General features: G+C 62.8%; 20 protein-coding genes and 1 tRNA gene. 11 read left to right on the forward strand and 10 right to left on the reverse strand.

All coding sequences use genetic code 11. The features are described from left to right. Positions 1–45: 45 nt before the first annotated feature. A complete protein-coding gene (locus HTIA_RS09770; protein WP_008526547.1) occupies positions 46–1,113 on the reverse strand; it encodes a phosphotransacetylase family protein in 1,068 nt (355 codons plus the stop codon). A 120-nt stretch (positions 1,114–1,233) separates the two neighbouring features. Further along, entirely contained in the window at positions 1,234–3,327 is a 2,094-nt protein-coding gene (locus HTIA_RS09775) for an acetate--CoA ligase family protein (RefSeq protein WP_021029535.1), read from the reverse strand. A gap of 213 nt (positions 3,328–3,540) precedes the next feature. Between HTIA_RS09775 and HTIA_RS09780 the strand changes: the two genes are divergently transcribed. The 4 genes from HTIA_RS09780 to gfo6 all read left to right on the forward strand — a co-directional run bounded on the left by HTIA_RS09780 (position 3,541) and on the right by gfo6 (position 7,582). Further along, a complete protein-coding gene (locus HTIA_RS09780; RefSeq protein ID WP_008526549.1) occupies positions 3,541–4,227 on the forward strand; it encodes a DUF7547 family protein in 687 nt (228 codons plus the stop codon). A gap of 49 nt (positions 4,228–4,276) precedes the next feature. Next, positions 4,277–4,894, forward strand: coding sequence for a transcriptional regulator GfcR (gene gfcR, locus HTIA_RS09785; protein WP_008526550.1), 618 nt, complete (start codon positions 4,277–4,279; stop codon positions 4,892–4,894). A 70-nt stretch (positions 4,895–4,964) separates the two neighbouring features. Then, positions 4,965–6,146: a redox-regulated ATPase YchF gene (locus HTIA_RS09790; protein WP_008526551.1), complete on the forward strand. Its 1,182-nt coding sequence runs from the start codon at positions 4,965–4,967 to the stop codon at positions 6,144–6,146. Between the two features lie 350 nt (positions 6,147–6,496). Further along, complete coding sequence (gfo6, locus tag HTIA_RS09795; protein ID WP_008526552.1) at positions 6,497–7,582, forward strand: D-xylose 1-dehydrogenase Gfo6; 1,086 nt, start codon at positions 6,497–6,499, stop codon at positions 7,580–7,582. Between the two features lie 127 nt (positions 7,583–7,709). On the opposite strand, the gene HTIA_RS09800 is transcribed toward gfo6, so the two are convergent. After that, positions 7,710–8,477 carry a hypothetical protein gene (locus HTIA_RS09800; protein WP_021029533.1) on the reverse strand — a complete coding sequence of 256 codons (768 nt, stop codon included), beginning with the start codon at positions 8,475–8,477 and terminating at the stop codon, positions 7,710–7,712. Between the two features lie 219 nt (positions 8,478–8,696). Here HTIA_RS09800 and HTIA_RS09805 point away from each other — a divergent pair, with 219 nt between their 5' ends. Beyond that, on the forward strand, positions 8,697–11,012 hold the full coding sequence (locus HTIA_RS09805) for a DEAD/DEAH box helicase (RefSeq protein ID WP_008526554.1): 2,316 nt from the start codon (positions 8,697–8,699) through the stop codon (positions 11,010–11,012). Between the two features lie 46 nt (positions 11,013–11,058). Next, entirely contained in the window at positions 11,059–11,223 is a 165-nt protein-coding gene (locus HTIA_RS16855; protein WP_008526555.1) for a hypothetical protein, read from the forward strand. Positions 11,224–11,531: 308 nt separating this feature from the next. Here the strand turns inward: HTIA_RS16855 and HTIA_RS09810 are convergent, their stop codons facing one another. Together HTIA_RS09810 and HTIA_RS17305 are read right to left on the reverse strand one after the other, a co-directional pair. After that, on the reverse strand, positions 11,532–12,185 hold the full coding sequence (locus HTIA_RS09810) for a helix-turn-helix domain-containing protein (protein WP_008526556.1): 654 nt from the start codon (positions 12,183–12,185) through the stop codon (positions 11,532–11,534). Between the two features lie 115 nt (positions 12,186–12,300). Next, positions 12,301–12,423: a hypothetical protein gene (locus tag HTIA_RS17305; RefSeq protein WP_020936301.1), complete on the reverse strand. Its 123-nt coding sequence runs from the start codon at positions 12,421–12,423 to the stop codon at positions 12,301–12,303. Between HTIA_RS17305 and HTIA_RS09815 the strand changes: the two genes are divergently transcribed. The 3 genes from HTIA_RS09815 to HTIA_RS09825 all read left to right on the forward strand — a co-directional run bounded on the left by HTIA_RS09815 (position 12,422) and on the right by HTIA_RS09825 (position 17,782). Next, positions 12,422–12,613, forward strand: coding sequence for a hypothetical protein (locus HTIA_RS09815; RefSeq protein WP_008526557.1), 192 nt, complete (start codon positions 12,422–12,424; stop codon positions 12,611–12,613). The genes HTIA_RS17305 and HTIA_RS09815 overlap by 2 nt on opposite strands. 155 nt (positions 12,614–12,768) lie before the next feature. Then, on the forward strand, positions 12,769–13,590 hold the full coding sequence (locus tag HTIA_RS09820) for an SDR family oxidoreductase (RefSeq protein WP_008526558.1): 822 nt from the start codon (positions 12,769–12,771) through the stop codon (positions 13,588–13,590). 268 nt (positions 13,591–13,858) lie between these two features. Further along, positions 13,859–17,782, forward strand: a complete 3,924-nt coding sequence (locus HTIA_RS09825) for an Eco57I restriction-modification methylase domain-containing protein (protein ID WP_008526559.1) — start codon at positions 13,859–13,861, stop codon at positions 17,780–17,782. Between the two features lie 10 nt (positions 17,783–17,792). On the opposite strand, the gene HTIA_RS09830 is transcribed toward HTIA_RS09825, so the two are convergent. Then, complete coding sequence (locus HTIA_RS09830) at positions 17,793–19,001, reverse strand: type I restriction enzyme HsdR N-terminal domain-containing protein (RefSeq protein ID WP_008526561.1); 1,209 nt, start codon at positions 18,999–19,001, stop codon at positions 17,793–17,795. A gap of 708 nt (positions 19,002–19,709) precedes the next feature. Here HTIA_RS09830 and HTIA_RS09835 point away from each other — a divergent pair. After that, positions 19,710–20,141 carry an SHOCT domain-containing protein gene (locus HTIA_RS09835; RefSeq protein ID WP_008526566.1) on the forward strand — a complete coding sequence of 144 codons (432 nt, stop codon included), beginning with the start codon at positions 19,710–19,712 and terminating at the stop codon, positions 20,139–20,141. Between the two features lie 117 nt (positions 20,142–20,258). Here HTIA_RS09835 and HTIA_RS16860 read toward each other — a convergent pair whose 3' ends face one another. Then, a complete protein-coding gene (locus tag HTIA_RS16860; RefSeq protein WP_008528727.1) occupies positions 20,259–20,396 on the reverse strand; it encodes a hypothetical protein in 138 nt (45 codons plus the stop codon). Between the two features lie 53 nt (positions 20,397–20,449). On the opposite strand from HTIA_RS16860, the gene HTIA_RS09840 reads away from it, so the two are divergent. After that, positions 20,450–21,727, forward strand: coding sequence for an IS200/IS605 family transposase (locus tag HTIA_RS09840; RefSeq protein ID WP_008528728.1), 1,278 nt, complete (start codon positions 20,450–20,452; stop codon positions 21,725–21,727). Positions 21,728–22,028: 301 nt separating this feature from the next. On the opposite strand, the gene HTIA_RS09845 is transcribed toward HTIA_RS09840, so the two are convergent. The 3 genes from HTIA_RS09845 to mptA form a co-directional block, all read right to left on the reverse strand. After that, positions 22,029–22,102, reverse strand: a tRNA-Ile gene (locus HTIA_RS09845). A gap of 80 nt (positions 22,103–22,182) precedes the next feature. Beyond that, positions 22,183–22,755: an FxsA family protein gene (locus HTIA_RS09850; protein ID WP_008528192.1), complete on the reverse strand. Its 573-nt coding sequence runs from the start codon at positions 22,753–22,755 to the stop codon at positions 22,183–22,185. 57 nt (positions 22,756–22,812) lie between these two features. Then, positions 22,813–23,808: a GTP cyclohydrolase MptA gene (gene mptA, locus HTIA_RS09855; RefSeq protein ID WP_008528193.1), complete on the reverse strand. Its 996-nt coding sequence runs from the start codon at positions 23,806–23,808 to the stop codon at positions 22,813–22,815.

The raw sequence follows: 23,808 nt of genomic DNA on the forward strand, positions 1-23,808 counted from the left end.
GAAACAACCTGACAGAGACGGCACGAGACGACGCCGACCGCGGCCTCAGTCTTCAGCGCCGATCAACGCGTCGACGTCGGCGTGGTCGTCGAGGAGTTGTTGCATCCGGTCGACGGTGCCCGCGCTCCGGGTCGGGCCGGTCTGGAGGAGGTCCTCGGTCCGGTCGATCACCATGCGCGTGTCCGACTGCAGGAGGAGGATCGGGACGCCCTCCTCCTCGGCCCGACCGATGATCGCACTCGACGGCCGGAAGCCACCGCCGAGGATGATCGCCTTGATGCCGGAGGCGTCGAGTGCGGCGGTCACGATCTCCGGGCGGTCGCCGCTGGTGATCATCACCGCGTTCTGCATGCGGCGGAACTGCGTGAGCGCGCTCTCGGCGGACATCGCGCCGACGGTGAAGCGCTCGACGAACAGGTCCGTCCCGGCGTCGCTGGTCAGGACCTCCGCGCCGAGGCGTTCGGCCAGGTCGTCGACGGTCAGTCCGGCGAGTTCCTGGACGCGCGGGACGACGCCCAGCACGGGGATGTCGTGGTTCTCGAGGAACGGGACGACGTCGGTCGTCAGCTGGTCGAAGACGGCGTCCGGGACAGCGTTGAACAGGACGCCGGCAAGGGAGTCCCCGAGCGTCTCGGCAGCCGCGAGGATGTCGTCGACGTCTTCGGGTTCGTCGTACCGCGAGAGCAACACGACCTGGGCGTCGAGCATCTCGGCGATGTCGGCGTCCGTGAGGTCGACGATCCCGCCGGTCGTGAGGCGGTCGGTCCCCTCGATGACCATGAGGTCGCGTTCGCTCGCCATCTTTTCGTAATTCTCCAGAACCCGATCCCGGAGTTCGTCGGTCTGTTCGCGGCCCTGGATGGCCTCCTGGACGAACGTGGGCGTGTAGACGATCGGCTCGAGTTCGTGCATCTCCGAGTCGAGCCCGAGGAGTTCGCGAGCGAGCATCGGATCTTCGTCGCGGGTCTTGCCCGTCGCGCTCTGGAGACGGGTCCCCTTGGGTTTCATGTAGCCGACGCTGTGGCCGGCCGCGTCTGCGAGTTTCGCGAGTGCGAGCGTGACTGCGGTCTTGCCAGTTGCTTCCTCGGTCGACGTGACCAGGATTGGGGGCATGTCATCACACTACGCAGACATGGGTTTTAAAGTTCCTCCTGTTCGAGGGTCTTGCCCCCAACGCGGGCGACGAAAACACGGAGACGACAACAGGATCGGGGAGAGACGACAACGCGCCGCTTAGAGCTGTTCCTGGTCGACGGTCGCCCGGATGTCGACGGCTGCGACGCCGTCTGGCGTCGCCACGAGCGGGTTGATGTCGAGTTCGAGGATCGCAGGAAAGTCAGTCACGAGTTGGGAGATGCGCTGGATCGTCTCGACGACGCCGGCTTCGTCTACCGGTTCGCGGCCACGCGCGCCCCGAAGCAGCGGCGCGGAGTCGATCTCGTCGATCATCTCCGTAGCCTCGGGTTCGGAAACAGGCGCGACCCGGAAGGTGGCGTCCTCGAGGACTTCCACGAAGATGCCGCCGAGTCCGAACATCACCAGGGGCCCGAACTGCGGGTCGCGGTTGATGCCGACGATGGTTTCGGTCCCGGCGTCGAGGTCGGCCATCTCCTGGACCTGGACGCCGAGGATCGTCGCGTCGGGCTGGTAGTTTCGCGCGCGAGCGATGAGGTCGTCGAAGGTGTCGGCGACCTCCTCGTCAGGGACACCGACTTCGACGCCGCCGATGTCGGACTTGTGGAGGATGTCGGGACTGACGATCTTCATAACGACGTCGCCGTCGATGTCCTTTGCGGCTTCGACGGCTGCGTTCTTCTCGGAGACGATCGCCCCCTGCGGGGTCGGGATGCCGTAGGCCTCGAGCAGTTCCATCGCCTCGACGCCGAGCTTGTTGGTGTCGCGTTCCTTCGTGCGTTCGAGAATCTCGCGGGCGCGTTCGCGATCGACGTCGAAGTCGGTCGCGTCGACGTACTCGTGGCTCCTGATCTCGGCGTACTCCCGGAGGGCGTCGAGGCTGTCGACGCCGCGAGCGGGGTCGAAGTACGACGGGATCCCGGCCTCGCCGAGCATCTCGGCGGGTTTCTCGGCCGTCTCGCCGCCCATGAGGCTGGCGGCCATCGGGACGCCGTACTCCTCGTGTTTCTCGATCATGACCTCGGCGAGGTTCTCGAAGTCGATGGACTGCGGCGAGGAGACGACGATGACCGAGCCGACGTTCGGATCGTCGAGGACGATGTCGAGTGCGTCCGCGTAGGTCTCGGCGGAAGCGTCACCGAGCACGTCGACGGGGTTGAAGATGTTGGCCTCCGACGGCATCGCCTCCTCGAGTTGTTCGAGAGACTCGTCGGTGAAGGAAGCCATCTCAAGACCGGAGTCGCCGATCGCGTCGGTCGCCATCACGCCCGGACCGCCGGCGTTGGTGACGATGGCGATGTCGTTGCTCTCGGGCATCGGCTGGTCGCCCAAGATCGTCGCGTAGTCGAACAGTTCCTGGACGCTGTTGGCCCGGATGACGCCGGCCTGTTCGAGTCCGGCCTCGTAGGCACGCTCGCTGCCGGCGATGGCTCCCGTGTGGGAGGCAGCGGCCGACGCCCCGGCTTCCGTCCGTCCGGACTTGACGGCGACGATCGGCGTGTCCTTGGTGACCTCGCGGGCGGTGTCGATGAACTCTCTGCCGTTCTCGATGTCCTCGAGATATCCGAGGATGACGTCGGTGTCGGGATCGTCACCCCAGTAGTCGATAAACGAGCCCTCGTCGAGGACGGCCTTGTTTCCGAGCGAGACGATGTCGTTGAACCCGACGTTGTGATCGCCGGCCCAATCGAGGACGGCCGAGATGAAGGCCCCGGACTGACTCATAAAGGAGATGTTGCCCTCCATGGCCGACTTCTCGGTGAACGTCGCGTTCATGCCGACCGACGTCGAGATGACACCCAGACAGTTCGGGCCGACGAGGTTGATGTCGTACTCCTCGGCGATCTCAGTCATCTCTCGTTCGAGTTCGACACCTTCACTGCCGGATTCACCGAACCCGGCAGTGATCACGGCAACGTCCCGGATGCCGGCCTCGCCGGCCTGCCGGAGGACGCCGTTGACGATCTGTGGCGGGACGACGACGATCGCGAGTTCGACGCCCTCTGTCTGTGTGAGATCGTCGTAACACTCGAGTCCGAACACCTCCTCGGAACTCGGGTTGACAGGGACGACGTCACCCTCGTATCCATCGAGGAGGTTCTCCATAACATCCCGCCCGACGGAACCGTCGCTCTCGGTCGCTCCGACGACAGCTACCCGTTCCGGCGCGAATAACGTATCTAATTGGCCCATCGTATCTTCTCAGAGTTGGGTATCACGGGGGAAATATTTACCTGAATCGTCTCCGTCTGTGAGTGAGTGACGTGGGAGTACATCGCCTATGTGAGGGCGTACTCCCCGGAATTGGGTTCGATCAACTCTACCGAGAAATCCATATCTTTCGTGATAGATCGCGAGCGAGAGAGGGTTCGCACATTTATGAGGATCACGGCCCAACCGTGTGGCATGTCCAGCCAGCCCGACCGGTCGGACCTCCCTGAGGTCCTCCGTGAGTTGACGTCGTCACTCGTGAGGCTCCGGCGGGACCTCAGGAGCGACCAGCGGAGCGGGGGCCGGGGTCTCGACCGACTCCTCCGACTCACGACCGACGTGACCATCCCCGCGACGATCCTGGTCCTCGAGACGAACATCAGAGCACTGCGACTCTTACAGCGGACGCTCCGGATCGTCGACGGTTCCGAGACGGCCGAGGAGTCGAGGACCACCGCCGGCGAAGACGTCGCGTCGGTCGGCCGGTCGGTCGTCGATCGCCTCGACGACGCCCTCGCAGACGTCCAGACGGCCGTCGAAGGGGACGTCGACTCGCGGACGCGCGATCATCTCGAAGACGCCCGCGACCTCAACCGAAAGCTCGAGGCGCGCCTCGACGAACTATCGGAAGGTGCGGCCGCCCCGGGCGGCGAAGAGGAGTCGACGAGCGACGACCGCGGAGCGGCCGTCGACGTCGAGGCGGAACTCCGCTCGATCAAGGACCAACATGGCGATTCAGGCGGCGGAGGTGATAGCGACGAGGGTGACGCTGCCGGCGGGAACGATAGCGACGAGGGTGGCGCTGACGGCAGGAACGATAGCGACGAGGGTGGCGCTGCCGACGGGACCGATCAAGGCGAGGGTGACGGCAGCGACGAGTGAGACACCCCTCCCGGACCGTTTAAGTGCTGGCGTCCGAACCCCCCACCCGATGAAGTCCCTGGACGACCTCGTCGACAGCGCAGAGAAGCTCACCGATCTCGGCCTCTCGAAGGGCGAGATCGCGGACGAACTCAACGTCTCCCGGGAGACGGCGAGCTGGCTCGTCGATCAGACCGACGCCGGGAGCGATCAGTCAGATCGCGAGAAGCCCCACGACATCCACATCGACTGGAGCGCAATCGGGCGAGACAGCAAGCGACTCGACTACGTCGGGCGAGCGATGGCCGATCTGCTCAAGAAAGAAGGCGAAGACGTGGACCTGACGATCGGCATCGGCAAGTCCGGCGCGCCCCTGGCGACGACCGTCTCGCGCGAACTCGAGACCGACCTCAGCGTCTACACGCCGAGCAAGGAGCGCTGGGACGACACCGGAGCCGAGGCGAGCGGATCGTTCTCCCGGAACTTCGCGGAGATCCGCGGCCGAGATTGCTACATCGTCGACGACAACATCGACACCGGCAAGACGATGACCGAGACCATCGAGACGGTGCGCGAACAGGGCGGCAACCCGGTCGGCGGCGTCGTTCTCACGGACAAACACGGCGAGGACTCCGTACTCGGCGTCCCCGTCTACTCGCTGATCGACGTCGTCCAGATGAATCGCTGAGGGGCGATCGTGACGGCCCGGACCAGCCGGGACCGAAAGTGGGAAAGTCACGACCGGGGTAGCCAGTGACATGCTTTCGCTCGCGCTTGCCGGCAAGCCAAACGCCGGGAAGTCGACGTTCTACACCGCGGCGACGATGGCCGACGTGGACGTCGCCAACTACCCGTTCACGACGATCGACGCCAACCGCGGTGTGAGTCACGTCCGGACGCGATGTCCGTGTCTCGATCTCGAGGCGCGATGTGGCAACGACCGCTGTCACGACGGCAAGCGGTACGTCCCCGTCGAACTGCTCGATGTCGCCGGACTGGTCCCGGGGGCCCACGAGGGGCGCGGGCTCGGTAACCAGTTCCTCGACGAACTGACCGACGCCGACGCGATCCTCCACGTCGTCGACGCCTCCGGGGCGACCGACGAGGAGGGCGAACCCGTCGGGGTCGGTGAACACGATCCCGTCGAGGACCTGGACTTCATCGAGGAGGAGATGGATCTGTGGCTCGCGAGCATCGTCGAGCGCAACTGGGAGACCGTCGAGCGGCGTTCTCGATCACCGGATTTCGACATCGACGAGGCGCTCACGGAGTTTCTGACGGGCGTCGGCGCGACGGAACTCGACGTCGCGCGGACGCTCCGGGAACTGGAGTACCCCGAGGATCCACTCGCCTGGACCGACGACCATCGCGAATCGCTGGCGAGCGAGATCCGGGCGCGGACCAAACCCATCATCGTCATCGCAAACAAGGCCGACGTCGCCCCGCCCGAGAACATCCAGGCGCTCAAGGAGCGCAACGAGGCGACGATCCCGGTCACCGCCGACGGCGAACTCGCGCTCCGGCGGGCGGTTGAAGCCGAAATCGTCGAATACGATCCCGGTGATCCGGACTTCGAGATTCTCGGAGACATCAGCGACGACCAGCAGGCCGGCCTCGAACGGATCCGCGACGTGATGGAGTCTCACGGCGGCACGGGCGTCCAGGAAGCCCTCGACACGGCCGTCTACGAGGTGCTGGATCAAATCACCGCTTATCCCGTCCAGGACGAGACCCACTGGACCGACGGTCAGGGTAACGTCCTGCCCGACGCTCATCTTCTCCCGGACGGGTCGACGCCGCGGGACCTGGCCTACGCGGTCCATTCGGACATCGGCGAGGGCTATCTCCACGCCGTCGACGCCCGCGAAAAGCGCCGGATCAGCGACGATACCGAACTCGAAGAGGGCGACGTGATCAAGATCGTCTCGACGGCGAAGTGAACATCCCACTTCTGAAGACAGCGTATTGAAATGTCGGACTCGACTGCTGACTCTGAGACTGTCAATTATATTTATGTAGGTACTGTACCATGTCGGAACCGGGTCGGCGACGTGACCCCGTCATCGACCCGGACGACGCGTCTCGATCGTCGGTGTGTTGCTCACCGATCCACCGTGGGCCCCCGCTACGGTGACTGCAGACGCGCCCGACCGGCCGCTGTCATCGATTGCCACGCGCCGGGCTCCCCCAACCCGGCGATGTTTTTCGGCGTGAGTCAGAACAGTGCTGAATCACCGGCAGGGAGGGAACCATCGACAGAGTATTTCCTCCGCCGATCCGAGTTGGAGACATGGATCTCGACGAGCATTTCGGTGACTTCGCACGACGCGACTGGGAGCGCTACGACGGTGCGGCGACGGTCCGGTTCGCACTGATCGGGGCCGGCTGGTTCACCCGCGAGTGGGCGCTGCCGGGCATCGATCGAGCCGATCACACCGAGGCGACGGTCGTCGTCGACGTCGATGCCGAGCGCGCCGAGGCGCTCGCCGACGACCACGGTATGACCGCACTCACGCCCGCGGAGTTCCACGACGGCGTCGCCGAGACGGAATACGACGCCGTCTACGTCTGTACGCCGAACGCGACCCACCTCGAGTACGTCGAAACCGCCGCCGCGGCCGGCAAGGACATCCTCTGTGAGAAGCCGATGGAGGCCGACGCGACGCGGGCGGCCGAACTCGTCGAGACAGCCCAGGACGCCGGCGTCTCGCTGATGGTCGGCTACCGGATGCACCTCGATCCGGTCGTCCGCCGCTCGAAGGAACTCATCGAAGCGGGCGCGATAGGCGACGTTGTGCAAGTCCACTCCAATATGTCCCAGCGCATGGTCGCGGAGTTGGAGGGTGACGCGAGCGACCAGTGGCGGCTCGATCCCGACCTTGCGGGCGGCGGCGCGATGATGGACATCGGGATCTACCCGCTGAACACGACGCGATTCCTGCTCGACGCCGATCCGGTGGAAGTCTCAGCGGAAACGGGATCGACCCACGAGGAGTTCGCCGACGTCGAGGAGCAGGTCGCCGTCCGGTCGACCTTCGAAGGTGGCGTGCCCGTGCTCTTCACCGCCAACCACAACGCCTCCCACGACAGTTTCCTCCGGGTGACCGGCACGGAGGGCCAGATCATCATCGATCCCGCGTTCTTCGAGCGGGAGGACCGCGGGCTGGAGGTCCGCCTCGACGGCGAGCGCCACGCAATCGACGTGACGAACGTTCATCAACTCGAGGAGGAGTTCGCGTACTTCGCCGACTGCGTGCTCGCCGGTCGCAAGCCCGAACCCGACGGCGAGCACGCGTTGCTCGACATGCAGGCGATCGAAGCGATCTACGAGTCCGCCGAGACCGGCGGACCCGTGACATCGATCGGACCCAATTGAAACGTCCTCTTGTAGGACCAGCCACTCCTCATACTGCCGGCTGTAACAGACTGAAGGAATTCGCCACCCCGGTGTGGCGTATATCTTTACGAACTTACAGCCGGCAGTATCAGAAGCCTTCTGTCCCTCACCTGGAGTTGCTACCGATATACGTGATCTCAACACGTTGTCGAATTCGGACCAGGAAATAGATGCCGAACAGCGGGGCAATGTATACCAGCAGGAAGTGAACGAGCTGTGAAATCGGTGGGATGTCGTCGGTCGTCTCTGCGAGATAAACCCGGTAATACGATCCGTTCTCGAGTTGGATGGGCGTGTGTGGGACCTCGACCGATCGGTGGGCTGTCACAGTTCCGGTGCGCGCAGTCTGAGCGACGAGCGAAGGGACCGCATCCTCAGCCGTCGCCGGGGTCGAAACGCGTCGGAGCACCGTTTCGGGGGAGACTGGTTCGAGGTCCATCTCGATACGGTACATCCCATCCGCATTTCGGCTGGACTCGTTCACGACGGAGGTCGGTTCGTAGAGTGACTGGTTGCGGAGCGCGTACTGGTAAGGGTTCGCCGGCCCCACACTCCCGTCGTAGTCCGCGCGACTCGTGTACGTCTCAGTCGGTATGGGCCGGTTTTCGAGAACAAACCGCTCTAAGCCACAGACTCGCGTCCACCTGCCGGAACAGGCGATTGCATCGCTGATGGGGACGCGAAGCTGCGTTACCGGTTGGTCGGCGTACTCGATGCTCGATCCGTTCGTGACGACCTCCAGCCGTTCATACCGATACGTCGGCTCGTTCAAGTTCAGGGTTGACCCCCAGACTGGTGCAGTCAGGAGCCCCACTGCGAGTAGCCCGAGCAACAGATCCCGACGAAACGAGGTGCGCGAACCGCCTGATGACATGTTGAATAACTGCACAATACAGAATGAAAAATCTACTGAAAAATCATCGCTTCTCGGTCAATCAGTCGTGGCGTCCATCCCGTGAGTCAGTATCGCATGGCTGGTTCAGCACGGATCACGACAAACTCGTGAGTATGCTGATGCACTCTCGTGTCGTCACGTGATTCGATCCCTGGAACGCAGCACAACCGTTAGGACGATCGAACCACAAGCGAGCGCGTGGACGACGTCCTCCCCTGGCTCCGTGATCGCCCCTACTACGAGGGACAGATCGTCGACGAGCGACGCCTTCCCGGCCGCGAAGCGACCGACGCCGATCTGGACGTTTCCGATCGCCTCGCCGCAGCACTTTCGAGCGATGGCGTCGACCGCTTCTACCGCCATCAGGCCGAGGCGATCGAGGCGGTCCGGGACGGCGAGAACGTCGTCCTGGCGACGCCGACCGCCAGCGGGAAGAGCCTCGCCTACACCGTCCCCGCCTTCGAGCGGGCGATGGACCACGTGGGGACGACGCTGTACATCGCGCCGCAGGTCGCACTCATCAACGACCAGGCCGAGACGCTCTCCGATCTCGCTCACAGCCTCGGCTTTGGCTCGCGGGTGACCGTCGATCGCTACACCGGCCGGCTCTCCCAGTCCGAGAAAGAGACCGTCCGGGAGCGCCAGCCGACGGTCCTGCTCACGACGCCGGACATGCTCCACTACGGGATCATGCCCCACGCCCACCGGCTCTGGGACTGGTTCTTCGAACGCTTAGAGACGATCGTCGTCGACGAGGTCCACGCCTATCGTGGCGTCTTCGGCAGCCACGTCTCGCTGGTGTTGCGACGGCTCAACAGGCTCGCCGAGCGATTTGACGCCGATCCACAGTACGTCTGCTGTTCGGCGACGATCGGCAACCCGGTCGAGCACGCCGCGACCGTCACCAACCAGCCCGAGGCGTCGTTTCGGCTGCTCACCGAAGACGACAGCGCGACCGGCCCCCGGCAGTGGGTGGTCTGGAACCCGCCGGAGAAACGCGGCGGGGGCGGCCAGGGCCGCCGGCGCTCCCATCACGTCGAAACCGAGCGGCTGTTCGCCGATCTGGTTCAGCGCGGGTTGCAGACGGTCGTGTTCACCGGTTCCCGGCAGGTGGCCGAGCGCTACGCGACTGAAAGTGGCCGGAAACTCCGCGAGCGCGGCGAGGGTGAACTGGCGACGAAGATCGGCGCGTATCAGGCCGCGCTGACGAGCGATCGCCGCCGGGAACTGGAGGCGGGGCTCCACGACGGCTCGATCCGGGGCGTCTGGAGCACCAGCGCGCTCGAACTCGGGGTGGACGTCGGCGGGCTGGACGCGGTCATTCTGGATGGCTACCCGGGCACGCGCATGGAGACCTTCCAGCGGGCGGGGCGGGCAGGCCGGGGCGAGGACCCTGCCCTGGTCGCGCTCGTGACCGGCGAGGACCAGCTCGACCAGTACGTCGCCCGCCACCCCGAATCGCTGTTCGACCGCGCGCCCGAGCAGGCCCTGACCAACCCCGCAAACGACCAGATCCTGCCGGCCCACGTCCGGTCGGCCGCCCGCGAGAACTGGCTGTCGCCGGACGACGACCGCCACTTCGGGCCGACCTTCCCGGACGTGGTGGCCGATCTGGAGGCGGCCGGAGATCTCGAACGGCGGGCAACCGACGCCGGAATCCGGTGGCTCGACGACGGCGGCGGCAGTCCAGCCCACGAGACGAGTCTCCGGAGCGCCGACGACCGGGAGATCAAACTGCGGGAGCGTGGTTCGAACGACGTGATCGCGTCGCTGCCGTTCGGCGACGCACTGCGTGACGCCCATCCGGGGGCGATCTACCACCACCAGGGGACGAAATACGAGGTCGTGGAGCTGGATCTGAGCCACGACGTGGCGACGCTCGATCGGACGTACGCCGATCAATATACGCGTGTCCTTCACGAGAAGACGATCACCGTCGAGGAGGATCTCCGGGAGAAACCATTCCCCGGTCGGGCGGACGTACCGGTCCGGTTCGCCGAAGTGACCATGCGCAAGCAGATCACTGGCTTCGAGCGCCACGACGCCCGCTCGGGGGAGGCGATCAGCCGGGAGTCCCTTGACGTTCCCGAGACCAGCCTGCGGACGCGGGCACTGTACTACGCGCTGGACCCGGACCTGGAGGAGGAACTACGGGCAAACGGCGACTTCCCGGGCGGGATCCATGCCGCCGAGCACGCCATGATCGCGACGATGCCACTGTCCTTTCTGTGTGATCGCCGCGACATCGGGGGGGTGTCGACGCCCCATCACCCACACACCGACCGGAGTACGATCTTCATCTACGACGGGTATCCCGGCGGCGTCGGCATCGCGCGAGCGGGTTACGAGGCGATCGGCGAGCTGGCGGCGACGACGTACGAGCTCGTCGCCGATTGTGACTGCGAAGACGGCTGTCCGGCCTGTGTCCAGTCACCGCACTGTGGCAACGCCAACGACCCGCTGGATAAGGCCCTCTCGATCGAATTGCTCGACGCGCTGGTCGCGGAAAGCTGACCCGGGCTGGCGTAGTTCCAAGTGGCTGGATCACGTAGCTCAGCGTATGTCGATCGGCAACTCCTCGAAGAACCTCGAGTGTCGGTGTACCCGGTGTCAGTACAACAACAACGGCAGTTGCGGCTACCAGGGCCGGGTCCTGATCGACCAGAACGGCGAGTGTACGGTCATGGAGGAGGGCTTTGGCGGCGACCGCGGTCCCTTCGGGTGAGTACGTACCAGGAGCGGCTGTCACCCCCAACACGGATCGAGCAGGCGTCGGGAGCAGTCCATCATCGACCCGCGTCTCGCAGTAAAAAGCAGCCTCGATGGCCAAGCACAAGTTACGTTATTGATACGAACGAACACATTCAGGCTGGAGCAGAGCCAGTGGGTGCCCGGTGTACCCCTCAACCAAAGCGTGTCCACTGGCTCTCCATCCCGGACGACGGACCCACCATTCCGCGGCGCTCCCAACCGGGTCTACCGCTGTCATCCGTCGTCGGGATCCCCGTCTCCAGCGTTTTCCCGTCGAGACGGTCAGTCGCTTTCGGCGGCCAACAGCGTGTTCTCGACGAGCGTCGAGATGCCCCGACGGAGCCGTTCGGTGGCCGCCTGATCCGAGATGTCGAACTCCGCGGCGAGTTCCTTCGTCGAGATCGTTCGCGGCAACGAGTAGTAGCCGGACTCGACGGCGTGGGTGAGCGTCTCCCGTTGGACTGCCGTGAGGCCGTACCACGGCCCGGCGTCGGGTTTCGTTGGATTGTATATCTTCTCGACGGACACCGGGACGTCTGCGTCGATGTAGTACTCCTGGAACGCCGAGAGTGCGTCGTGGGTGGGAAAGCGGAGTTCGATCTGCCACCGATCGGCGCTCCCGGTCGCGCCGAGCAATGCCGCCCCCCGATCTGTGAACTCCCTGAACAGCGAGTCGTCGGGCGGTTCCCACTCCAGAGCGTACAGCGTCTCCTCGTCGTGGGTGTCGACCGGCCGGATGGCACTGACCGAATCGTGCTCGCGGACCGACCGCTCGAAGGAGCGCCGCGCGCCGTCAGTGATGCGAACGAACGGGGTCGGCGTGCTCCCCAGCGGCACCATCGTTTCGAGTGTGACCTGTGTGGCCCCTTCGACCCGGAGGATCTGCCCCAACTCGAATGCCTCCGAAGGGATCGTTAGCTCGACGATGACACTCATGAGATATGCAGGGCTTCACCGGCAATACCGTTAAAGCCTCCCCGGTAACGACGTGCTCGCGGCCGTTCAGGCATGATCTACCATGCTTTTCGGTAGCCCTATCCCACCAGGGAGTCTACCCGAAAGGACAGTGGCGCTGGGAGAACCCACCAGCCAGGCGACGATCCATCGTATCGACCGGTCGCGGCGTCGTCGACCCGAAGCGGTCGGCGGCTTGCTGTGTTCTGTCCCCGATCATGACACTCGATCTTCCCGACGACGAACTGGCGAGTAGCGAGGAATTCGAGCGGACGCTCGGACGGGTACTGCTCTCGGCACTCGCCGGCGACACCGACCCACGTGGGTCCTGGGTGTATCGGACTGACGGGGGTGGGCCGGACCTGGAGGTCATGGTGGTCGAACTCGAAGACCAAAGCGGCGACGATTAGGCGTTTGGATTGTCGGGCGTCCACGCGGCCACGCCACAGTTCCACCACCGCCTGGACGTCAAAAGCTGCCCGAATTCGACGTTCTGGATGGAGGCGAGCGCGACGGGCGTCGACCGTGATCGTTTAAGTTCCGTGCGCCCCGACCGGGAGACAGAATGCCTGTCCAGAGCGACTTCGACGTGGCGGACGAGGTGTGCGTGATCACCGGCGGTGCGGGCGTGCTGTGTTCGGCGATGGCACGCGCGCTCGGCGAGCAGGGCGCGACGGTCGTCGTGATCGACATCGACGAGGACGGACTCGCCGAGGTCGCCGCGAATCTCGACGACGTCGACGCCGAGTACATGACCCTGGAAGCGTCGGTGCTCGACCGGGCGGAACTCGAGGCGGCCGCGGAGACTGTCGTCGACAAATACGGCCGGATCGACGTGTTGATCAACGGCGCTGGCGGCAACAGCCCGGAGGCGACCACCGACGAGTCGACGGACTTCTTCGGCCTCGACGCCGCGGGTGTCGAGAACGTGTTCAACCTCAACTTCCAGGGGACGTTCCTGGCTGCCCAGGCCTTCGGCGAGTACATGGCCGAGCAGGGCGAAGGCCACATCCTCAACGTCTCCTCGATGAACGCCTTCACACCGTTGACGAAGATCCCCGCCTATTCGGGGGCGAAGGCCGCCGTCTCGAACTTCACGGAGTGGCTCGCGGTCGACATGGCCCAGAACCACTCACCAGATATTCGGGTGAACGCGATCGCCCCCGGCTTCCTCCTGACCGAGCAGAACCGGTATCTCCTGCTCGACGACGAGGGGAACCTGACCGACCGCGGCCAGCAGATCATCGACCACACCCCCCAGGATCGCTTTGGCGATCCCGAGGACTTGCTCTCGACCGTGCTCTGGCTGATCGCGCCCGGCTCGGCGTTCGTCACCGGGGCCGTCATCCCCATCGACGGCGGCTTTGCGGCGTTCAGTGGGGTTTGAAGAGAAAGATTCAGAGACGGATTCGTCGGAGTGACTTTTACGATGAAAGCCCTCACCGGTTCCGGTCCCACGACTTGTTGCGCGCTTCGGGCGCTTTGCGCCCTGCAGTGCTTACGTCGTCGGGGTTCCCGGAACCGGCTCGCCCTTTCATTCCGCCAGGATTCGGCTGATTAGCAGGGAGAAGTAGGCTTCTTACTCGGTGCTTATCTGAACACTGCCACTCATCGGTTGCATACTTTTTTGATCGGTCGTCGTGTCGGCATAGTCAATGGCAGACGCCGCGGCTCTTCACGAAACTCTGCAGGCGATCACAGAACGAACCGATGGCGAGATGAGCGAGCGTGACGTGGAAAACCTCTTTCTCGAACAGGGATTCTACGACGCGCTCGATTACAGGGGCACGGGAACGGACCTCCGAAGCGAGTTTACCCTGCCCGACGATCGCCGTCCGGACTACCTGACGCTTGATAATAACGAAGCGGTGACGGCCGTCTACGAATTCAAAACTACCGGGCGAGAGTTGGCACCACACGAAGACCAACTCTTTCATTACATGGAGTATCTGCGGTCGGAGTACGGCGTATTGACCAACGGAGAGGAACTGCGTCTCTATCAGTTGGGAGACGATCGGCCCATGCTCACCGTCTCATTAGCGGGTGTGACCGAGAGCCAGGCCCGGGATCTCGTGAGCGCGCTTCAGAAGCGCGAGTTCGACCTGCGCGATCCCGAGGACGTGAGCGAATTCCTCGAAACGCTCGATCCCATTCCGCTAGATGCAGAGGCGGAACTCGGCCAGGAACACTTCTTCGATACGTTCCGACTCGAAGAGGGGAGCCCCTTCGCTAACCTCGTCACGGGCCTGATGGACCTCCTGCACGAACTGCGTGACGAGCAGGAGGCGAAGTTCGTCAAGGGAGCCTACGACTTCTGGGAGGCGACATATGCCGACGAACCCGACGAGGTCCCGAACTCCTGGGAGCCGTTCATCGACGGGAAGCAGTCGCTCCGGGATTTCATGTTCTGTCTGGAGAGCGGGCACGCCCTGCTCGCTCGACTGTTGCTGGCGAAGGCCACCGAGGATCACGACTTCTTCGCCGGGACAGGCTACGAGGGGATGGACGACTACTTCCGTGGTCTGCAGGGATTCAGTCAGACGATCAATCTAGACGCATTTCCGGTTGCTGCGGACAACCTCATCGACGACATGCAGGAACAGCTGGTCGAGGGGCTGTTCCAGGATGACATCTTCGTCTGGTGGACCGACGGCTACGCCGAGCAACTGGCTCGGGGCCACGAGACGGGGGCCAACCAGTTCCAAAAAGTGGCGGAAGGTACCGGCAGCATCGAGCGGATCAGCGAGGCGACGCGGGATCGCTTCAGCCGTGCTGTCGCGGAAGTGTTCTTCAACGTCCTCCGGTTCGACTTCGAGGAGGTAGAGGGCGACCTGCTGGGCGACCTCTATCAGCGCTATTTCGACCCGGAGACCCGCAAAGCTCTCGGGGAGTTCTACACGCCACAGCCGGTCATCGAATATATTATGGACGGTGTGGGGTACGAGCGCGGCGTCTCAAACGAACGACTCATAGACCCGGCGTGTGGGTCCGGGACGTTCCTTGTGGAGGCTGTAGAGCGGTATATCGAAGACATAGAGCGATACGAGGACGATCCGGACTGGGAGGAGCACCTGCGGGACCTCTGTACCCGTCCGCGGATCGTCGGGCTGGACATCCACCCGTTCGCGGTGTTAATGGCGCAGATCCGCTTCGTGGTTGCTATCCTCCCGGCCTATCGGGAGGCCAAACAGAAGGCAGAGCGTGAAAACCGCGATTTCACGCTCCGTAGGTTGCCAATCTATCGTACTGACACGCTCCGCAACGAGCGGGAGCTGACGGGCGCAGATTTAGGAGAGGATGGAGCGCGGCAGATGACCTTCGACGCGATGACCGAGGACGAACAGGACGTGCGGATTCCCGTTCCGTTGCCGGTCGAAGTGGACGAAGACGAGGCTGTCGAGACGGAAGACGGCTTTTTGGTCCGCCGGGTGCGGATGCCGCTGTTCGACACGATTCAGTTGGAGACAGGCGTGAACAACTTCGGGGAGTATTTCGCGGCTCTGCAAGGTGTCTTAGACACCGTCAAGGACCACATGGCGCTGGCCGAGGAGTTCGGCGGCGACTTCGACTGGGAATACAAGAGTGGGCTGGAGGAGCGCATCAACCAGCACACGTCGCGAGAGTACTCCGGCGTGGAGGAGTTCTTCGCGCCGTACGTGGACGACATGCTGGAGAACGTGGAATACCTCAAAAAGGAGCACAACGACGGACGGCTGTTCAAGATGTTCGAGGACACCGTGCTCGCCTTGGTCGTGAAGAATTACATGACCTATGACTACGTCGTGGGGAATCCGCCCTACGTCCGCGTACAGAATCTCCCCGACAGTCAGAAGGAGATGATGGAGTCGCTGTACGACGCGACAACGGGCAACTACGACATTTACTGTCCGTTCTACGAGCGGGGCCTCGACTGGCTCCGCGAGGACTCCGGGAAACTCGGATTCATCACGCCGAATCAGTTCATGGTCACAGACTATGGCGAGGGTCTGCGCGAGGTGCTACTAGATGAGGCGCGCATCGAGGAAGTCTACGACTTCCGCGACTCTGGGGTGTTCGAGGACGCCACCAATTACCCGGCTATAGTGATACTTGACGACGAGCCCGATCAAGCCAGCCGTGAGGACAACGAGATTCGCTGCGTGCGGGTGAAGGCCGACACCGATGAGGATCGCGACCGGGAACTCGACACGGCCATCATCGAGTCGGTGCGCGAGCATCGCGGCGAGCCGGGCTACTCGGACGAGTTCATCGACGTGTTCGACTTCCCGCAAGGGAAACTCGCGGCGGACGACTACTGGGCGATGATGCCGCCGGAGGAGTTGCAGGTCTTCGAGAAACTGGAGGACGAACAGGACGCCGTCATCGGAGACGTGACCGATGCCGTCTTCCAAGGTATTCGAACCAGCGCGAACAAGGTTTACATCGTGGACGTACTTGACGCCGACCGGGTTGAGTCAGATGACTCTGGAGAGACGGTCACAGTAGTTCCCACCGGAGAGTCCCAAGAGTACGAGATTGAAACGGACCTACTTCGTCCGTTCCTCGAAGGCGATGAGGTCAAACGGTGGCGAGGTGATTGGGGCGGGCTTCACGTCGTACATCCCTACTATGCTGAGGAAACTGAAGACGGGGAACTCGAAGCCGGCCTCTACTCACAGGACTACCTCGAAGAAAATCTCCCGCTGACGTGGGACTTCTTCCTCGCCCACAAGGAGGAACTCGAGGGTCGTGAAGGAGGTCGAAAGGAAGGCAAAGACGACTGGTACGGGTACATCTATCCGAAGAATCTGGGGAAGTTCGAGAATCCGAAGATTGTGCAGGCACACATCGCAACTGACGCGACCTTCATGATTGACGAGCCGGGGACGTGGTACTTTACAACGGCCTACGGCGTTCTCCTAACTCCCCAATACCGGAACCTCACCGAGGAGATGGCCTGTCAGTTGAACTCGAAGGCGTTGGACTTCTACTTCAAGCACATCACGACGGTCAAGATGGGCGGATTTTACGAATACCGCTCGCAGTACGTCGAGAAACTGCCCTGCAAGACCGAAGACAGTGCCGGCGTCTTCGGGACGATGCGCGAGAAGGCCGGTGGGATTGTGGACACCATCGACCTCGACAGCAAGACCGACCGCTTCCCCGAGGCGTACCTCGGCGACTACGACGGTGAACTCGACAACGTTACCTACGAGTGGCAGACGCGCCGATATCCGGTGAGCGCCGACGTGCAGGGCGACGTGGACGGAAACTTCACCGTGCAGGCCGGGCGGTCGGACACGATCAACGACCCGGCGATGTATTCCGACGACCGCGAGGCGCGCAAGCAACGCGCCGAGTACGTCCACGCCGCCGTGGACGGGCGCAACGTCAAGAGCGGCGAGGAGACGACCATTCCGATTCCCCGCAGCGACGAGGGTGTGGTCGAACTGCTCGACCGGCTCGACGCCGACCGCGAAGAAGTCCGCGAGACCGATATCGAGGCACTGGAAGCCGAGATCGACGAGGCCGTGTATGATCTGTTCGATCTGACCGAGGAGGAGCGCGAAGTCGTCGAGGAATATCTCGAAGTATTCTGACCAGGCACACTCACAACATATCGTCGGTGGTTTCCGCGTTGCGTAACTCCCCGAGCGTCGTGTATCGCAGTCCCTGCGGATACTTTGATTCGTATGGAATCGGATCTTCGAGTTCGTACAACGACCCCGTTTCGAACGTTACGACCCTCTTGTCCTCGGCGATCTTGGCTCGGTCTTTGTAGTTCAGCGGTTCGCGCATGAGATCGGCTTCGTCGGGAGCAACTACCTCGTCAGCCCTTGCGATGTACCGCACTTCGCGCACGTCGCCAGTGACGTACATCGCCACGTAGTCGAACTCCGACCCGACCCGGACGAATCCCCAGGCTTCGTTTTCCTTGAGAAACGGGAGGCCGGATTCACGCGTCGGAAAAACGGCCACTTTCGCGTCTGGATCGCCGTCAATGTCGGCCCGGGCAATCGTCCCCGCCACCCGATTTTCTATCGGTTCAATATCGTCCGGGTTGTCGGGTCCGTCCGTTGAACCGATCTCCGACTGCTCCGATCGCTCAGACTGTGAAGACTGTGAGGAGTGCTCCTCACTCACGAAATGACGCTGTTCTTCCAGCACAGATGCGAGGTTTTGCACGAACTCGCGGGACTGTTCGTCGAGGCTGATCGTCAACTCACCCACCTCATTCTCCACTGCGTCAGCTACAGCTTCGGTGACGCTGTCCTCGTTCTCCCTGAGATAGCGAATCGCCCGATTCGTCTCCGCGACCTGTGCGGCGATCTCGTCGGACTTCCCCGAGCGGATCGACTCCTTGGTGAGCAATTCCAGCACGTCGGGGTTCTCGGCCAGATCGTCCAGATCGAACCGGACGACAGAGACCTCTTCGCCACCGTTGCCAGCACGGTTCTTGGTCAGGACTTCGAAGGACTTCCCGTTGGTCAGAACTCCCCAGTCCACGTCGAGTTCCTGACGCATGTAGCTACGCAACTGCTGAATCTCGTCGTCGGTGAGCGCCGATCGGACGGGCTTGGCTTCGACGAACACCACCGGAGAGTCGCCGACGAGAAGCGCATAGTCGACGTGCGTGCTCCCCGACGCCATCGGAATCGTGTATTCGAGGGCGACTTCCGTCGAGTAGAGATCCCACCCGAGCAGTTCGAGAAATGGCTGGACCAGTTTGACCTTCGTGTTCTCCTCGTCCATCTGCGGTGAGGATTCGATGAGTTGCTGACACCGCCGCACGTACTCGGCGATCTCGTCTCGATCCATTACTGGCGTCTCCGTACCGACCCCTATTTAAGATGGTGCCACGGAACTCCATTCAGCCGGATTAGCGATCTGGACGCGAATTCGTTATAAATTATATATGTCCTGGCGAACTATCACTCCGCATACGGAGTCATAATTCGAACGATGCGACAACCGCACAAAGAAGACCGACCTGTGACCGACGAAGAATTCGCGGAGATGCCCGACCGGATCCACGAGCATTTCGAGACGGTCCGGGACGCGCTCGAAGCCGCTCTCGAGGACGACGAATGACCGTCAATCCTGCTTAGAGGGGTATGGGCGTCGCTATTCAGATGAGTAGCGATCAGTGAGTTCATTTCTGCTGACCGAAGAGTCGGCTTCCTGGCGAGCAAGTGACCCCTTCCATTTCAATTCGTATCGGCTGCCCAAACAGGAAGCGCGGGTGGGACTGAAAGGGGCGGCTCGCTGGAGGAAGGCGGCCGACGCAAGCACTGGACCGAGCGAAGCGAGGGAAGCGCACAGCGAGGCCCCCGACTCCAGCGAGCCGGGGCTTCCAATTTCGTACTTCAATTCGATCGTTCTCTGTTTTACTATGGTCCCTCGCTGCCCCATGTCGAACGACTCGGGGCTTTCACGCTGTTCATGGCTAGAATAGTACCGTCTCTGAAAACGCTGCAAAACCCCAATGAATTAAGCAATCCCCCGCACAACACGGAACCAGTCCAGATGTCGGAACGCCTTCGAGACTTCGTCGCGGACGAACTCTGGCTGGCGATCGGTGCGGTCACGCTCCCGGCCATGATGCTGTTCGACACGATCGGAGTCGAAGTTCTCTCCGAAGTGTCGGTGATCCTCGGCTGGTTCCTCCTCACGCCCCTGTTTCTCTTCTGGGGAGAGGAGATCGCTGGCGTACTCTTCTCGACGGACGACGCCGAGGAGACGGCGGACGCCCAGGAAGAAGCGATCGAGAAGCTCAAGCGCCGGTATGCGGAGGGCGAAATCAACGAGCGGGAGTTCGAACAGCGCCTCGAGAAGCTGGTCGCGACCGAGGAAGGGGATCCGGCTGACTACGATGACTTGACGGCGAGCAATCGCTCCAGTGCGTCGACCGGGGCGGATACACGCGACGGTGCCAAGCGAGAGCGCGAGCTGGAGTGAGACGGACGAATCTCCAGGTGTCCCACGACGGCAGTCGCTACCTGACTCAAGGAGAGAGTCCCGCCCTTTAGGGCGGGCGTGAATCCGACACACCACTTCACAATCCACGCTTGACGATTACTCCGGGGTATCCTCTCGGACTTTCTTTTCGCCCTCAAGGAGCAATCCCTTCCACGTTAACCCACGGTGCGTCTTCAGTTCTTTCAACCGCTCGTACTGCTCATCGTCATCGAACTCGATGCGAACTTCGACCATACAGTAACACACAAACCACATCTTTATGTGTGTTCCGATACAAACAGTAGTCGATGAAGCGAGCCAACACGTTCGAAGTGATTCCGCAGTCCGACGAGGACGAGGAGTTGCTTCGACGCCTGTTGGACGCTTCTGCCGCTCTCTGGAACGAAATCAACTACGAGCGCCGCGAGAACTATGCTGACCCAGACGGAGACGTGTGGGACATCAGCGAGTATCGCGGTCGCTATGGTGGAACACTTGGCGCATCCACGGTTCAGCAAATCGAACGCAAGAACCGCGAAGCGTGGAAGTCGTTCTTCAGCCTCAAGAAGAAGGGCGAAGCCAACGGCAAACCCGGATTCTGGGGTAACGCAGACGAAGGTCGAGAACTCCGCACGTACATCCGTAACACGTCGTACTCCGTCGAGTGGGGCGAATACTCTCGCCTCGAAATTCTCGTCGGTCAAGACCTGAAAGACGAATACGGGTTGGGACACCGCGAACGTCTCCGCCTCGAAGTTCGAGGTGAGCCCAATTGGAAGAAGTACGAGAAGCAGGGCCGGTTGGAGTTGTTCTACGACGAGCAAGCACAGACATTCAGGGCCTTTCAGCCAGTCACCGTCGATGATTCTCGACTGGCACAACCACTGGCTTCGGAAGAAGCCGCTCTGGACATCGGTGCGAACAACCTCGTCGCCTGCACCACCACAACCGGCCAGCAATACCTGTACGAAGGACGCGACCTGTTCAAACGATTCCGCGAAACCACGCGAGAAATTGCCCGCCTCCAATCACTCTTGGAGGACGGTCGATACAGCAGTCACCGAATCCGACGCCTGTACGAGCGGCGCACCAAGCGACGTGACCACGCTCAAGACGCACTCGCGCGTGACCTCATCGAACGTCTGTACGACGAGGGTGTTTCGACAGTGTACGTCGGGGCGCTGACGGACGTGCTTGAGACGCACTGGTCGGTAGAGACGAACGCCAAGACGCACAATTTCTGGGCGTTTAGAGCGTTCGTGAATCGACTGGCGTGTACCGCTGAGGAATACGGTATGTCGGTGGAAGTACAGTCTGAGGCGTGGACGAGTCAGGAGTGTCCGAACTGCGGTTCGATAGAGGACACGACACGTCACAGAGACACTCTGACGTGTCCGTGTGGCTTCGAGGGGCACGCCGACCTCGTGGCGTCAGAGACGTTCCTTCGGCGGCAGACAACGGTAACACGGTCGATGGCACGGCCTGTATGCCTCAAGTGGGACAACCATGAATGGTTGGAGTCATCACGCTCTCCCCGTCCCAACGAGGAGCATACGAACCCGCAAGTTGCCTCCGTGGGCCGGTAGTCGATACCCCCAGCGCGAGGAAACCCCGCCGTTCACGGCGGGGAGGATGTCATTGAAGGCTGTTCGCGACGGGAATGGGACAACGCGGATATCAACTCCCTTGTCCTACGTCGCTCGAGAGAGCACATCGCGAAACACGCACTCCTTGGAGATCGAACGTCCGCCGAGCGAAGCGAGGCGGTTCACTGCGAGGGAGCGAAGCGACCGAGCAGGTGTTTTTGGTCCAGATTTTTGCGAGGAGGGTTCCCGCAACGAGCCATCGGCTCGTGAGGAAACCCTCCGAAGTAAAAAGGTGGTATAGTGGGCCAAACCGGATTTGAACCGGTAGCCTCCCGGTTATCAGCCGAGCGCTCAACCTGATTGAGCTATTGGCCCAGGTGAGCGCATCAAGGCGTACCGGAGGCCTACCATTAAGCGTTTCTTTTCGCTCCCGTCGTCACCCTCGTGGCTGGCGATCACTCGGGCCGATCGTCCCCGTCCTCGACGTCGTCAATGTCCGTGGCGTCCCCGATGTCGCGGACCCCATCGTCCGTCGAGCCCCCGAACCCGCCAGGCCCGCCGAATCCGCCGGGACCACCGGAATCACCGCCGACAGGGCCGTTCCCGTCGTCGTTCGGAAAACCACCGACGTAGACCGAGCCCGTGGCGAACCCGCCGGTCTTCTGCTCAAGATACGGCGTGACGACCCACTTCTTGACGGCAATGCGGATCGGGTACCGCGTCGGCGGGACCACGAGGAGGAAGCCAATCACGTCGGTCACCAACCCGGGCGTCAACAGGAGCGCGCCGGCGATCAACAGGAGCGCGCCGTCGAGCAACTCGTCGGTCGGCGGATCGCCCTGGAGGACCTTGCGCTGGATCTTCGCAAGCGTGTGACGGCCCTCCGCACGGACGAGCAGCATACCGATCAGACCCGTCAAAACCACCAGCAACACCGTCGGAACGGCACCCAGCGCGCCGGCAACCGCCACCAGCAACACCATGTCGACGAGAGGTATCAACAGCAAGAGTGCGATGATCCGGAGCATGCCGACCTCTACCGGGCGGGGCCTCAAAACCCTTTTCGAGCGAGTGCGACTGCCGGTTTACCGGTCGCCGGAGCCGTTGGTCCGCCGGTCGACGCCGTCGGCGGGCTCGGGGTTGCCGCCTTCGGCGTCGCCGGTGACCTCGGCCTGGAGATCCCCGAAGCGAGCGACGCGCTCGGCGTGGGCGTTGTGCTGGTGGATCGACTCGTCGTTGGACTGTTCCATCCGAACCACGGCGTCCGCTGGCAGGTCGGGGAACGTCTCGACGACGCCCTCGGCGAGCGACCGGACGCAGTCCTCGACGAACTTGGCGTCGCTGTGGGCCTCGTAGGTCATGTGATCCTCGTCGGGCCGCTTCGCGAGATTGTAGATGTGGGCACTCATGGCGTCGCGGGCGACCGCGATGACCTCCCGGAGGTCGACGTCCGGCGAGCCGTCGCTCTCGAGAGTGAGCGTGGCGTGGCCGCGCTGGGAGTGGCCGGCCTGGGGGACCTCGTCCAGGAACGCGTTTATCGTCTCCCGATCGACATCCAGGTCGTTCAGCGTCTGGCGGGCCCGGGACTCGCTCATCCCCTGTGAACAGGGACAGACCGTCATGCCGGTGACCCGGGCCCCGATCTCCTCGCGCGTTCCGTCCTCGGTCGCGGTCGCCGAGGCGATGATGTCGGCGGTGCTCTGGGTCGGGCGATCCGTGGCGGGTGTGCGCTCGCGGGTGACGTACTCGGCTTCCATGCGCACCTCGGCGCGGTCGGTGTAGTCGTGCTTGCCGAGGAGTCGCTCGGCAGCGTCGCCACAGACGTCCTCGACGCGGTAGCCGGTGTTGTCGACGGCGGCTTCGAGGGTCTCGTCGATGACCTCCATGTTGCGACTCATGTCGGCCCCTTTCCGCCAGGTCGGCAGGTCGACGAAGACGTCGAAGGTAGCCATCAATACGATCGGACGACGGTCCGCGCGGTCGATCTCGACGAGTTTCTCGACGCCGGTGACGCCGACGCGGTTGAGTCCGACGGCGACCTCCGGACTGTTCGCCTGGACGTCCGGGAGTTGCTTGCTCAT

The sequence above is a fragment of the Halorhabdus tiamatea SARL4B genome (assembly GCF_000470655.1).
GTDB classification, from domain to species: Archaea; Halobacteriota; Halobacteria; order Halobacteriales; family Haloarculaceae; genus Halorhabdus; species Halorhabdus tiamatea.